This is a genomic window from Haloarcula pellucida, from assembly GCF_014647235.1.
Lineage (GTDB): Archaea > Halobacteriota > Halobacteria > Halobacteriales > Haloarculaceae > Haloarcula > Haloarcula pellucida.
Genome location: NZ_BMOU01000001.1, coordinates 192,401 through 205,356 on the forward strand (window position 1 = coordinate 192,401; position 12,956 = coordinate 205,356).

The 12,956-nt window shown below is 66.0% G+C and carries 11 protein-coding genes; 7 read left to right on the forward strand and 4 right to left on the reverse strand.

Going from position 1 to position 12,956, the window contains the following annotated elements:
• Positions 1-501 carry a DUF7984 family protein gene (locus IEY28_RS01045; RefSeq protein ID WP_188993735.1) on the forward strand — a complete coding sequence of 167 codons (501 nt, stop codon included), beginning with the start codon at positions 1-3 and terminating at the stop codon, positions 499-501.
• Here the strand turns inward: IEY28_RS01045 and IEY28_RS01050 are convergent.
• The 4 genes from IEY28_RS01050 to IEY28_RS01065 all read right to left on the reverse strand — a co-directional run bounded on the left by IEY28_RS01050 (position 475) and on the right by IEY28_RS01065 (position 3,786).
• On the reverse strand, positions 475-1,524 hold the full coding sequence (locus IEY28_RS01050; RefSeq protein ID WP_188993738.1) for an iron transporter: 1,050 nt from the start codon (positions 1,522-1,524) through the stop codon (positions 475-477). The two genes, IEY28_RS01045 and IEY28_RS01050, sit on opposite strands and share 27 nt — an antisense overlap.
• Before the next feature lie 51 nt (positions 1,525-1,575).
• Positions 1,576-2,841, reverse strand: a complete 1,266-nt coding sequence (locus IEY28_RS01055; protein WP_188993740.1) for a DUF7405 family protein — start codon at positions 2,839-2,841, stop codon at positions 1,576-1,578.
• A 101-nt stretch (positions 2,842-2,942) separates the two neighbouring features.
• Positions 2,943-3,452, reverse strand: coding sequence for a winged helix-turn-helix transcriptional regulator (locus tag IEY28_RS01060; RefSeq protein WP_188993742.1), 510 nt, complete (start codon positions 3,450-3,452; stop codon positions 2,943-2,945).
• Positions 3,445-3,786: a DUF7471 family protein gene (locus IEY28_RS01065; protein ID WP_188993744.1), complete on the reverse strand. Its 342-nt coding sequence runs from the start codon at positions 3,784-3,786 to the stop codon at positions 3,445-3,447. The genes IEY28_RS01060 and IEY28_RS01065 overlap by 8 nt, the downstream gene beginning before the upstream one ends.
• 79 nt (positions 3,787-3,865) lie before the next feature.
• Here IEY28_RS01065 and IEY28_RS01070 point away from each other — a divergent pair, with 79 nt between their 5' ends.
• The 6 genes from IEY28_RS01070 (at position 3,866) to gltB (ending at position 12,810) form a co-directional block, all read left to right on the forward strand.
• Entirely contained in the window at positions 3,866-4,591 is a 726-nt protein-coding gene (locus tag IEY28_RS01070) for a hypothetical protein (RefSeq protein WP_188993745.1), read from the forward strand.
• 59 nt (positions 4,592-4,650) lie between these two features.
• Positions 4,651-6,105 (forward strand): proline--tRNA ligase, encoded by a 1,455-nt coding sequence (gene proS / locus IEY28_RS01075; protein WP_188993746.1) that lies wholly within the window; start codon positions 4,651-4,653, stop codon positions 6,103-6,105.
• 325 nt (positions 6,106-6,430) lie between these two features.
• The gene (locus IEY28_RS01080; protein ID WP_188993747.1) at positions 6,431-6,676 is read left to right on the forward strand and encodes a hypothetical protein; all 246 of its coding nucleotides are present in this window, start codon (positions 6,431-6,433) and stop codon (positions 6,674-6,676) included.
• Positions 6,677-6,732: 56 nt separating this feature from the next.
• On the forward strand, positions 6,733-7,377 hold the full coding sequence (locus IEY28_RS01085; protein WP_188993748.1) for a hypothetical protein: 645 nt from the start codon (positions 6,733-6,735) through the stop codon (positions 7,375-7,377).
• A 270-nt stretch (positions 7,378-7,647) separates the two neighbouring features.
• The gene (locus IEY28_RS01090; RefSeq protein ID WP_188993749.1) at positions 7,648-8,064 is read left to right on the forward strand and encodes a CBS domain-containing protein; all 417 of its coding nucleotides are present in this window, start codon (positions 7,648-7,650) and stop codon (positions 8,062-8,064) included.
• Between the two features lie 192 nt (positions 8,065-8,256).
• Positions 8,257-12,810, forward strand: coding sequence for a glutamate synthase large subunit (gltB, locus tag IEY28_RS01095; RefSeq protein WP_188993750.1), 4,554 nt, complete (start codon positions 8,257-8,259; stop codon positions 12,808-12,810).
• The last annotated feature ends 146 nt before the right edge of the window (positions 12,811-12,956 follow it).

The window sequence follows — 12,956 nt, forward strand, 5'->3', positions numbered from 1 at the left end:
ATGCACGTCACACCTGCCGTCGTCGCCGAGGAGTACGAGTGGACCCTCGAACGGGCCGACGTGGTCGTGCCGCTGGTCAACGACACCCGGGACCACCTCGGGGACCTGTTCGGCGTCGACGTCGACGCCATCGACGAGCGAGCGTACCGCGAGGCCGTCGAGGCGGTGTTCGCCGACGGCGACCGGGCGGTCAACGTCGCGGCGCTCGTCCGTCTGCTCCGGGACCTCGACGTCGAGGGCGACTACCCGGGGTTCGTCGTCGACGAACTGCTCGGGCGCGAACTCGCGGGGATGCTCGCGGGCGACCAGCCGCTCCGATTGCTCGCGGAGGCCACGTTCCACGTCGCCGACGTGCGGACCCACGGGGCCGCGGGCGACGCCGCTGGGGCGGACGACCTCGACGCGGCGCTGGCCGCGGGCGTCCAGACGCGATTGCCGGGGTGGCCGTGGCAGGCGGACGAGAGTCCGTTCGGCTTAGAACGAGAAGGACGGCGTCGCTAGGAAGGCCGTCTCGTACCCCTCGTGACGGGAGGTCTGCGAGGGGGCGACGACGTCGACGCCGACCGAGGGGTCCGACTCGGCCGTCTCGACGACGGCGCCGTAGTGGTAGCCGAGGTCGGGGTGGAGCGCCGCGCCAAGCGCGTCGTCGAACACCGTCTCGCCGCCCGTCTCGACGGTTCCATCGAGGGACATCATCGGCAGGGGAACGCGGTTGTACGGCGTGCGGACAGAGACGGCCAGATACGACTCGCCGTCGGCGAGGAAGTCGGCCTCGGAGAGCCACGTCGCGGCGTACACCCCGTCGCTGCCCTTCTTCGTCCCGAGTAGCGTCCCGGGCAGTTCGTCCGCGACCGGCGTCTGGGAGACGGGACGCATCGACATCTCCATCAGGTCGACGGCACCGCGTTCGCCCTGTGTCTCCGAGAACGCCTCGTAGGAGAGTTCGTCGAGCGCCGACTGTGCGAAGTCGAACTCGACGCTCGTCTCGGCGGCGTCGTCGAACCGCCCGGCGAAGGCGCCCAGACGGCGGTCCGAGACGGCGTTGACCCGGACGCGGACGGTGTAGAGACCGTCGCCGTCGAGTTCGTAGTTGTCGCCGTAGTGAAAGCCCATACTCTGGGAGATCATCGGCCACGGCGATTTCTCGTCGACCGTCTCGCCGTCCCGTTCGATGGTGATAGCGACGCCGGCCGAGATGGGCAGGACCATCTCCGTCTCCGGGTCCCACACCGTCGCCATCAGGTGGATGCTGTCGGCGTCGCGGATGTCGACGCGTTCGGTGTCGGTGCCCGTGACGGTCCAGAAGCGGTGGGGAAACGAGTAGCCGAGGCCGACCATGTAGTCGCCCGCTTGTGCCATCCCGGCCATCCCCATCCCTTCGACGTGGGTCGGGCGGTAGGTGGCGTCGGGGCGATTCTCCACGAGTGGCGGCGAGCGTGTCGACTGGCTCTGGAAGGACCCACAGCCAGCGACGAGCGACGCACCGGCGAGACCGGTGCTGGCGAGAAACCGTCGTCGGTTCATACAGTCGGGTAGCCGCCTGCTTTCAAAGACGATTCTGGTACGGTGGGCGAATCAGGCAGGGTCGGCCGGGGGGAGCGCCCGGAGATTCCGCGGCGGCAGGAGGTAGTTCCCCCTGCGCTCGACGGTCATGTACTGGAGGATGCCGTTGTTGGTACGCTGCCCGACCGCGGAGTTCTCGGCCACGTCGGTGCCGTTCATCGCCTCTCTGGTCGCCACGAAGTCCTCGATGGACTGCTGGAGCGAGAGGAAGTGCAGGCCCGCCTCGCCGCCGTCCGTCGAGTCGAAGTCCCGGCGGAGGATGGTGGGGCTGTCGTCCTCGCGAGCGCGCGAGAGCTTCTGTGAGTGGCCGACGACGCCCTCTCGGCGGCCGCTCTCGACGGCGTCCTCGGGACACTCCTCGATGGCGCTGTCGGTGCCGAGGTTCTCGCCGACGCCCTCTACTTTCCCCTCGTCCGCGTGGGCGGGACAGAACATCTTCGAGACCCGTTGCTCGCGGGAGTCCTGTTCGTACCACTGCTGGAGGTGCAGGCGGATGAACGAGAGATGCTGGGTCGCGCCGCCGGCGAAGGGGCCGGCGTCGACGGTCACGCGGTCCTCGGTGGCCTGATTCCCCTTGAACCCGGACTTGAACCCCATGAACAGCGGGGCCTCCTCGGGGACGGGTTCGGAGTCGGGGATGCCGTCGACGTCCTGCTTCTCGGCGGGCAGGCCGGTCCCGACGAACCCGGTCCGGCGGTCGGCCACGGACAACACGCCCTCGAACGTCGTCGACATCTCGTGGTCGTTGACCGTCTTTCGGGTCCCCTTCAGCGCCTCTTCTGCGGCCAGCACCACGCTCTCGTGGTCGCTGGCGAGATGGAGGAGCGCGTCGGGCGTGTCGGGTTCGGGGTCCTCGAAGGGGGCCAGTGCTTTCGGCTCCGGTACGTCTACGCCCGCCGGGTTCGCCTCGAACCGGTCGAAGTAGGTCGGGCCGTAGCCGAGCGTGAACAGGAGGCCGTCGTTGCTCCACTCGTAGGCCTGCTCCAGCGTCGACAGCGCGTCTTCCACCTGCCTCCGGTCGCCGTCGGTCGGCCTCCCGTCACGCTCGTAGTCGAGCAACAGGAGGACGTGGTGGCGCGCCATCCGCGGGTTGCCGGCGTCGTCGGTCGCCAGCGCGTCGTTCCACGCGTGCTGGCGGGCCGGCAGACTGGCGATGTCGTCGGTCCCCTCGGGTACGTCGGGCGTGCCACGGTCGAGACAGGCGGCGAGCGCGGCCGTCCCACCGATGGCGACGGCGCTCTTCGCGAACTCGCGTCGTGAGATACCGCGGTCTGTCATTGCTCCGGCCTAGGGTGGCGACCCATTACTGGATTCTGGTACACCAGCCGAACGCGACGTCTCGCGGGCTCGAACCCGTCGAAGGCCCGCTTCCGTCTGCTTCACTCCGGACTTTCGAGCAGATTGTCGACCAACCGCTCGAACCGGTCGGTGAGCCGCGCCGGGAGACTCGGGTCCAGTTCCCGGACCAATCTGGCCGTCTCCGCAGGGTCGACGAGTTCGAGGGTGACGCGGCCGGCCTCGCGGCGCTTCTCGACGACGTCGTGTTCGACCAGACCGTCGAGGTGGTGTTCGAGCGTACTCCGGGCGATGCCGAGGCGGTCGGCGACGGCGTCGGGCCGGGCGCCGTCCGTCTCGAACAGTGTCGTGACGACGTCCCGGGCCGTCTCGCGGCGGAGCAGGGCGATGACTCGTCGCTCCCAGCCGTCGTACTCCGGCGGATAGTAGTGCGTCCGGCCGTTGACCGTCTCGGCGGTGACGTCGTCGAGTCGCCGCAGATGGTACTGGACCTGCCCCGTCGCGAGGTCCAGCGCTCTGGTCAGTGCCCGGAAGTGGATGCCCGGGTCGCGGTCGATGCGGTCCCGAATCAGCCGCCGCGTCTCGTTACTCATATCCCTCGTTATCCAGTCGTTTCTCGATCCGTCTGGAATAATAGACGGCACCTAAGACCAGCGCGACGAGGAGTGCGTCGGCGGCGTGTTCGAGCGTGTGGTGGCTGTCGGGGCTGACGACGCCGACCATGGATAATCCGGCCAGTAGGGGCCGAGCGACGAGCGCGCTGAGGGCAAGCGCGACGAGCAGGTACGCCCGCGACCCGCGCCGACGGTAGGCGGCCAGTCCGAGGGCACAGAGGGTCGCCGTCGCGACGCCGGAGACGAGGAGGACGGCGCCGAAGCCGACGTGGACGTCGCCCAGATGGAACCCCAGATGACCCGGCCAGTTCATGGTGGCCTCTAGACGGCGAAGCCACCTGACTCCCTCGGTTCTGGCTGACTTTTTTACGCCGTCCGCGAGAGTCGACGGTATGGTCAGTATCGGGTTCGTGTGTGAACCGGACCACCCAACCTTCTGGCCGGTCGCCGAACGACTGGCCGCGCGGGGGTTCGACATCGAGTTCCTCCGGCCGACCGACCCGATCTGCCGGGCCGATGTCGACGGCCTCGAAGCCCTCGTTAACGGCGTGCTACACCCGGAGTCGTTCGGGGCCCTCCGCTATGCGGACCAGCGAGACGTCCCGACGTGGAACGGGTTCCTCTCGACGACGGCTTTCGCCTCCCGCGTCGTTGCACTCGACGCGCTGGACGCGATCGGGTGTCGCGTCCCCGACGTCCACTTTGACGGCCCGAAAACGGGGTTCGAGGCGGCCAGTCCGTTCGCGTGGCGCCGTCGGCCAACGGGGAGACAGCGGCCGTCGTTCTACGTCGAGTCGGTCCGGACCGAACCGGTCGACCACCGCTACTACGCCGTCGACGACGGACGGGAGACGCACGTCCGCGCACTGGCGATACGGACCTCGCTTTCGGGTACGGGCGAACCGGTGTCACAGACCGACGTCGACGTGATGCTGGCCACGCGCGTCCGTGAGCTACTGGAGCGGTTCGGCGCGCGGGCCGTCGGCGTGGACTTCACCCGCGGCGAGGACGGCGAGTTCTACGCGCTCCGGACGACGCCCGTCCCGACGTTCGCCGGAACGGACATGGGGCGGCGAGTCGCCGACTCGGTGGCGTCGCTGACGACCCTCGGCGCGTAGTGACACACCGCCCCGACCCTTCGGGGAGTTTATTAGCGGCGTGGGCCACGATTCCGGTAATGAGCGGCGAGCAGGAACTCGGCATCACGGAGAGCAAAGAGCATTCACCCGGCGAGTGGTACGCCGAGGTCGTCCAGAAGGCCGGCCTCGCGGACTACGCCCCGATGGGCGGGTTCATCGTCACGCGCCCGCGTGGCTATGCCGTCTGGGAACGCATCCAGAGTCACCTCGACGGTTGGTTCAAAGACACCGGCGTCCAGAACGCGTACTTCCCGCTTTTCATCCCCGAGAGCTATCTCGAACGGGAGAAAGACGTCGTCGAAGGGTTCGACCCGGAGGTCGCGTGGGTCACCCACGGCGGCCACGAGGAACTGGAGGAACGGCTGGCAGTCCGACCAACGAGCGAGTCCATCATCGCGCCGTTCATGGCCCAGTGGACCCGCTCGCACCGCGACCTCCCGATGCGCCTGAACCAGTGGTGTTCGGTCGTCCGGTGGGAGGCCACCGAGACCAAGCCGTTCTTCCGCACCAAGGAGTTCCTCTGGCAGGAGGGCCACACGGCCCACGCCGACGAGGAGGGCGCGTGGGACGAGACGATGACCCGGCTGGACCAGTACGAGCGACTCTACGAGGAGGTCATGGCGATGCCGCCACTGAAGGGCCGCAAGCCCGAACACGACAAGTTCCCCGGCGCCCACACCACGACGACTGTCGAGGCGCTGATGCCCGACGGAAAGTCCGTGCAGGCCGCGACCTCCCACTATCTGGGCACCTCCTTCGCCGAAGCGTTCGACATCACCTACGCCGACGAGAGCGAGGAGGAGAAGGTGGCTCACACCACCTCGTGGGGCCTCTCGTGGCGCGCGATGGGCGCGCTCATCATGACTCACTCGGACGACCAAGGACTGGTGCTCCCGCCCGCGCTCGCCCCCACGCAGGTCGTCGTCGTCCCAATCTGGCAGGAAGACACCAAAGACGACGTGCTGGAGTACTCCGCGGACCTCGCCGCCGAACTGGAGGCGGCGGGCATCCGGGTCGAACTCGACGACCGGGACCACCGCAATCCCGGCTTCAAGTACAACGAACACGAACTCAACGGCGTCCCGCTCCGAATCGAAGTCGGCCCCCACGAGGTCGACGACGAGGAGGCGACGCTGGTCCATCGCCCCGACGGCGAGAGCGAGACGGTCGACCGCGAAGACATCGACGATACCGTCGCGGACCACCTCGACACCGTCCACGCCAAACTGTACGCCAGCGCCGAGGAGACGCTGGAGGGCGAGATTCGTAAGGCCGAGTCCCGCGAGAAGATTCTCGGCACCATCGGCCAGCACGGCGGCTACGTCAAGTGTGGCTGGTGTGGTGACGAGGACTGTGAGGACCCTATCAAGGAGGCCATCGCCGCCGAAATCGTGATGGTCCCGCTGGACCGCGACGAGGAACCGGTCCACGACGAGTGTGCCATCTGCGGTGAGGACGCCGAGGAGACGGCGTACTTCGCGAAGAGCTACTGAGTCTGTACTGACCCGACCGGAGCGAGGGGCAGCGTTTTTCATCGACGTTTTTCGAGGAGTGGTGGCGAGTGCAACGAGGCACCCAGCGACGAAAACGGTCGGACGGCGTACGTCTCAACGCGCTGTTGGCCGTACGGTCTTTCGAGCGGGTCCGGCCTTCGACGGCCGATGGCTCGGTGTAACCCGGCCGATATGTCTTCCGATGGACCCCTCGGGATGCGGAGAGAGTGCCCGTCAGGGAGGTCGAGGCCGCGCGCTCCGGCAACGCGTGTGCCGATTACACAACTTTCTTATCAAAGGGATACGACACTCGACACAGCTACCCATGGCGCTGATTCCGACGCTCTACTCTATCGTCGCTAACAATCTCCTCACTGCGAAAATCGCACTCGGCCTACAGATCGGCGGATTCCTGACGCTGATGGCCTTCGTGCTGACCTACTTCGGCGGTGCGGGCGGTATCATTCTCGGTCCGGCCGTCGGCGGACTCGGTGGGATGAGTATGTTACTCGGCGGGAATATCGAGGCGACGGTCGACGAAGAGTACAAGAAACACGTCCTCAACAACTGACTTCGCTGGGTGGGGGCCAACATGGTGGATGTCTCGCGGTCAGCGCTACGGGCGACATGAACAGGCAGTTCGTCGAGTTTCTACTCCTGCTCCCGATCGTCTCACTGCTCGCCATTCGCTGGGCACATCACATCTACTTCAAGTGTACGCAGTACCACGAACTCGCAGATCCCGGCGGGTGGTTTCACAGGGTGTATTATCGGATTACGAAGGACGAGGACATCCAGATAGAGAAATGCGGGGAGTCCTTCTGGATCAAAGTCTGGCACGTCACGAAGTACACGATCATCGCGTCGCTGTTTCTCTCGGTCGCAGTGACCGTCGGCTACCTCGTTCAAGACGTGGAAGTCACCGCCGAAACCATCCTCTCGATATATCTCACTGCGGTCGTGTTGAACCTCGTCATTCGGTTCGCCAGTCTGGCAACGTTCGGACGCCTCCAAGAGGGCGGTCGCAAACGGGTCCAGAGTTTCGGATACGCGTTCACGGTATCGACGTTCCACGCGGGGGTCTTCCTGTTTGCCGTCGCCATCGTCAGTCCGAACCAGTCGGCGGCTATCAACCCCTCGCTCATCACCGGCGTCGAACTCCACCACGCACTGATCGCGGTGTTCGTCCCGGCAGTGCTCGCGATGATTAGCGAGTCCGTCCTCGCACTTGTGAATATCCGGGGACAGCACAAGGACGAGTACGACAAGTGACCCAGCAGTAGTATCGACGCGGCCGTTCAGGAAAGGATGGGGCTCAGGGAGCGTGTGACTTTCTCCGTGCCCCCACAGAGGACTGTTACACGGGCATATATAAATCGGCGTCAGACTCGGGTCATACAAACGGCAGACAGCGACTGGACTCTCCCGAAAGGTAACAGGTTCGGCGACGACTATCGGGGCCGATGCGGCGGTGTCGCTGTATACGCGGCTTACTCTGTCGGTAACAACACCCTTATCCCTGCGTGTGTGTGAAACATGGGCATGGACGACATCTTTGTTGGACGGTTGATGTCCTCACCTGTAACGACCGTCTCTGCCGAGACGCCCGCCGAGACGGCTGCCGAACTGATGCTCGAAGAGGGAATCAGTTCCGTGGTCGTCGTGGACGACGACGACCAACTCGCGGGTATCCTCACCTCGACGGACTTCGTGGCTATCGCCGCGGCCGACGAGTCGACGGGAACGCTCTCTGTCGCTGACTACATGACTACCGACGTGGTGACGACGACGGCCAACGAGTCCATCGAGAGCGTCGCTGACCTCCTGATCGAACACGGCATCCACCACGTCCCCGTCGTCGACGACACCGAAGGCGTCGTCGGGATGCTGACGACGACGGATTTGACTGCGTACCTCTCGGGTATCGAGGACCCGACGCCGGCACGCGCGCCGAGCTAATCGGCCGGCAGACGGCGCAATAATTGCCGGCTCTTCGGCGACGATTCCGAATCGACGACGGTGGGCGTCTTTGTCAATCGCAATACAGCGCCAACTATCGTTACAAATATATATGTCCTAATGTGGGGCTAAAGAACACTAATACCTTCAGGAACATCCTCTTATGGGAGTCCCCGATAGATGCGCGCACACATGGTTGAGCGACACGACAGCGATCAGTCTGCGAGCGGGGCCGGGCTCGCGGACCCGACAGACGCACGGTCGAACTGCGGCGTCGGGGTCGTCATGGACCTCGACGGCGGCAGCGACCACGGGACGGTATCGGACGGGCTCGACTTGCTCGAAAACCTCGAACACCGAGGGACCACCGGTGCCGAGCAAAACACCGGCGACGGCGCGGGCATCATGCTCCAGATTCCACACGAGTTCTTCGCCGAGGAACTGGACGCGGACCTGCCTGCACCGGGCGAGTACGCCGTCGGGACGCTCTTTTTGCCGAAGGACGACGACGAGGCCACCGGGGGTCTGAAAGACCTCGTCGAGACGGAACTCGCCGGTGCAGGGCTGGACGTCCTCGAGTGGCGGACCGTCCCCACCGACAACGGTGACATCGGCGCGACGGCGCTCGAATCCGAACCGGCCGTCGTCCAGTTCGTCGTCACCTCGACGGACGGGAAGACCGGCGAGGAACTCGACAACCAGCTCTACGTCGCCCGCCGCGTGCTGGAGAACACCGTCGAATCCGAACAGCCGCCGGGCCACGAACGCTTCTACGTCGTCTCGCTGGCTACCGACGTCGTCGTCTACAAGGGCCTGCTGAAGGCCGAACAGCTACCGGAGTACTACCCGGACCTCTCCGATGAGCGCTTCGAGTCGACGTTCGCGATGGTCCACGCCCGCTTCTCGACGAACACGCTCGGCGCGTGGCACCTCGCCCACCCGTACCGCCGCATCATCCACAACGGCGAGTTCAACACGATTCAGGGCAACATCAACTGGATGCGCGCTCGCGAGACGGACATCCAGAGCGAGCGCTTCGGCGACGACGTCGAGACCATCAAACCAATCATCGACGACCCGAACCAGTCCGACACCGCGAGCGTCGACAACGCGCTCGAACTGCTCTTGCAGGGCGGCCGTGACCTCCCGCACGCGCTCCGGATGCTCATCCCCGAGGCGTGGCGCGGCGAGATGAACAACGTCTCCGGCGACCGGCGTGACTTCTATGACTACCACGCCTCCCTCGTCGAACCGTGGGACGGACCCGCACTCGTCGCGGCGACGGATGGCGACCGCATCGGTGCGGTCCTCGACCGCAACGGCCTGCGCCCGTGTCGCTACGACATCCTCTCGGACAACACCCTCGTCATGTCCTCCGAGGCCGGCGCGCTCGACCACGACGCCAGCGACATCGAAGAACGCGGCCGGCTCCAGCCCGGACAGTGTTTCCTCGCCGACCCCGAGGAAGGCCGCGTCATCCCCGACGAGGAAGTCTTCGACGACATCGCCGACGAGAAGTACGGCGAGTGGGTCGCACAAGAGCAGGTCGACATCGACGACGTCGCCGACCGCGCTGACAACACGCCGCGCCACGAAGTCGACGGTTTGCGGAGCCATCAGGCGATGTACGGCTACACCTACGACGAGGTCGACCACCTCATCGAACCGATGGCCGAGAAGGGGAAAGACCCCGTCGGCTCGATGGGCGACGACACGCCGCTGTCGGTCCTCTCGCAGTTCAACCGCCCGCTCTTTACCTACTTCAAACAGCTCTTCGCACAGGTCACGAACCCGCCGCTCGACTACATCCGCGAGGAACTGGTCACCTCGCTCGAGTCCCGTCTGGGCTTCCAGCGCAACCTGCTCGACGAGACGCAGGCGCACGCCCGGCAACTCGTCCTCGATTCGCCGATTCTCACCGACGCCGAGACGAAGGCCATCAAGGACATCGACGAGAACGGCATGTCGACGAAGGTCGTCGACATCACCTACGAGAAGGGCACGGACCTCCGCGAGGCCGTCGAAGACGCACGCGCCGAGGCCGACGCCGCGGCCGAGGACCACGACATCATCGTCCTCTCGGACAAAGCGGCCGGCGAGGACCGCGTCCCGATTCCGTCGCTGCTGGCGGTCGGTGGTATCCACCACCACCTCGTCCGCAACGGCCTGCGCAACCACGTCGGCCTCGTCCTCGAATCGGGCGACCCGCGCGCCGTCCACCACTTCGCGACGCTCATCGGCTACGGCGCGGGCGCGGTCAACCCCTACCTCGCCTACGAGACCATCGAGGACCTCGTCGCCGGCCCGGACGGCGCCGACCTCTCGGACGCCATCGACGCCTACATCACGGCCGTCGAGGACGGTCTGCTGAAGACGATGGCGAAGATGGGTATCTCCACGGTGGAGTCCTATCAGGGCGCCCAGATCTTCGAAGCCGTCGGCCTCTCCTCCGATTTCATCGCCGAGTACTTCGAGGGGACCACCTGTCGCACGGAGGGTATCGGCATCGAGGAGATAGAGGAGGACCTGCTCCAGCGTCACGAGGTTGCCTGGAGTGAGGAGGAACCCGAGATGCCCCGGCAGGGCGAGTACGAGTTCCGTTCGAACGGCATCCACCACCAGTGGAACCCCAACACGGTCGGCAAGATTCAGCAGGCGGTGCGGATGGGCGACTACGATACCTACAAGGAGTTCGCCGAACTCGTCAACGACCAGAACGAGCAGCTCCAGACGCTCCGGGGCCTCCTCGAACTCGATTCGGACCGCGAGTCCGTCCCCATCGAGGACGTCGAACCCGTCGAGGACATCGTCACGCGCTTCGAGACGGCGGCGATGTCGCTCGGGTCGCTCTCGCCGGAGATGCACGAGAACAACGCCATCGCGATGAACCGTCTGGGTGCCAACGCCAACACCGGCGAGGGCGGCGAACCGCCCGAGCGGTTCCACACCGAGAAGGAGTGTACGACCAAGCAGGTCGCCTCCGGTCGCTTCGGCGTCACCTCGGAGTACCTCGCTGCGGCCGACGAACTCCAGATCAAGATGGCACAGGGCTCCAAACCCGGTGAAGGCGGCCACCTCCCCGGCAAGAAGGTCAACGAGATGATCGCCCACGTCCGCTACGCGACGCCGGGCGTCGGCCTCATCTCGCCGCCGCCGCTGCACGACATCTACTCCATCGAGGACCTGAAGCAACTCATCCACGACCTGAAGGCTTCGAACCCCGAGGCCGACATCAACGTCAAGCTGGTCGCCGAGGACGGCATCGGCACCATCGCGGCCGGCGTCGCGAAGGCCAACGCCGACGTGGTCCACATCTCGGGACACGACGGCGGTACCGGGGCGTCGCCGAAGACGTCCATCAAGAACGCGGGTCTGCCGTGGGAACTCGGCGTCGCCGAGGCCAACCAGATGCTCCGCGCGACGGGGCTTCGCTCGCGCATCAAGATCACCACCGACGGCGGCATGAAGACGGGCCGCGACGTGGCCGTCGCCGCCCTGCTGGGTGCCGAGGGGTACACCTTCGGGACCGCCTCGATGGTCACCTCTGGCTGTGTGATGGCCCGGCAGTGTCACGAGAACACCTGTCCGGTCGGCATCGCCACGCAGAACGAGAACCTGCGGAGCCGGTTCCCCGGCGAACCACAGCACGTCATCAACTACATGACGTTCGTCGCCCAGGAACTGCGCGAGATAATGGCCGAACTCGGCTTCGAGACGATCGACGAGATGATCGGCCGCGCGGGCGTCCTCGACCAGCGCGACGACGTCACGCAACCGAAGGCGAAGAAACTCGACCTCTCCTCGGTCATCGCCGAACCGGCCGACAACGACGGCCGGTACAAACAGCGCGAACAGGACCACGAGGTCGACGAGCAACTCGACTGGGACCTGCTGGAGGCGGCCGAACCCGCCATCGAGAACGGCGAACCGGTCGCCATCGACACGAGCATCGACAACGTCAACCGCGCGGTCGGTGCGACGCTGTCGAACCGCATCTGCCGGGCACACGGCGGCGACGGCCTGCCCGACGACACTATCCGGGTCGACTTCGACGGCACGGCGGGCCAGTCCTTCGGCGCGTTCCTCGCACAGGGCGTGACGATGGAACTGACCGGCACGGCCAACGACTACGTCGGCAAGGGCCTCTCCGGCGGGAAACTCATCGTCAACACGCCCGAGGCAGCGCCCTACGAGGCCAGCGACAACATCGTCATCGGCAACGTCGCCCTCTACGGCGCGACCCAGGGCGAGGTGTACATCAACGGCATGGCCGGCGAGCGCTTCGGCGTCCGCAACTCCGGCATCAAGGGCGTCGTCGAGGGCGTCGGCGACCACGGCTGTGAGTACATGACCGGTGGCGCCATCGTCGTCCTCGGGGAGACGGGCAAGAACTTCGCGGCCGGGATGTCCGGCGGCGTCGCCTACGTCTACGACCCCGATGGGTCCTTCGCCGAACAGGCCAACACCGGCATGGTCTCCATCCGCGAGACGCTGGAGGCGAAAGACCGCCAGATGATCACTCGCCTCGTCGAGAACCACGCGGCCTACACCGACTCGGACCGCGCGAACGAACTGCTAGCGGACTGGGACGCCGAACTCGACAACTTCACCATGGTGATGCCCGACGCCTACGCGGAGGTCATCTCCGACCGCGAACGCGACGACGTGCGCAACGAACCGCCGGCCGCCGCGACGCCCGCGGCCGAGGCCGGCGAGGCCGACTTCGCGGCCTCCTCTGACGACTGAGGACCGGCGTCGCTTCGCTCGGTTTTCGAGACGTCTCGCTCGCTCTCCGCAGGACAAACAGCAGACGAGAACGGTTCTCCCGGCCGCTGCGAGGACGGCTACGTACCGTCACGCTGCGGACGACGCGCCACGCTCGTCTATCCGGG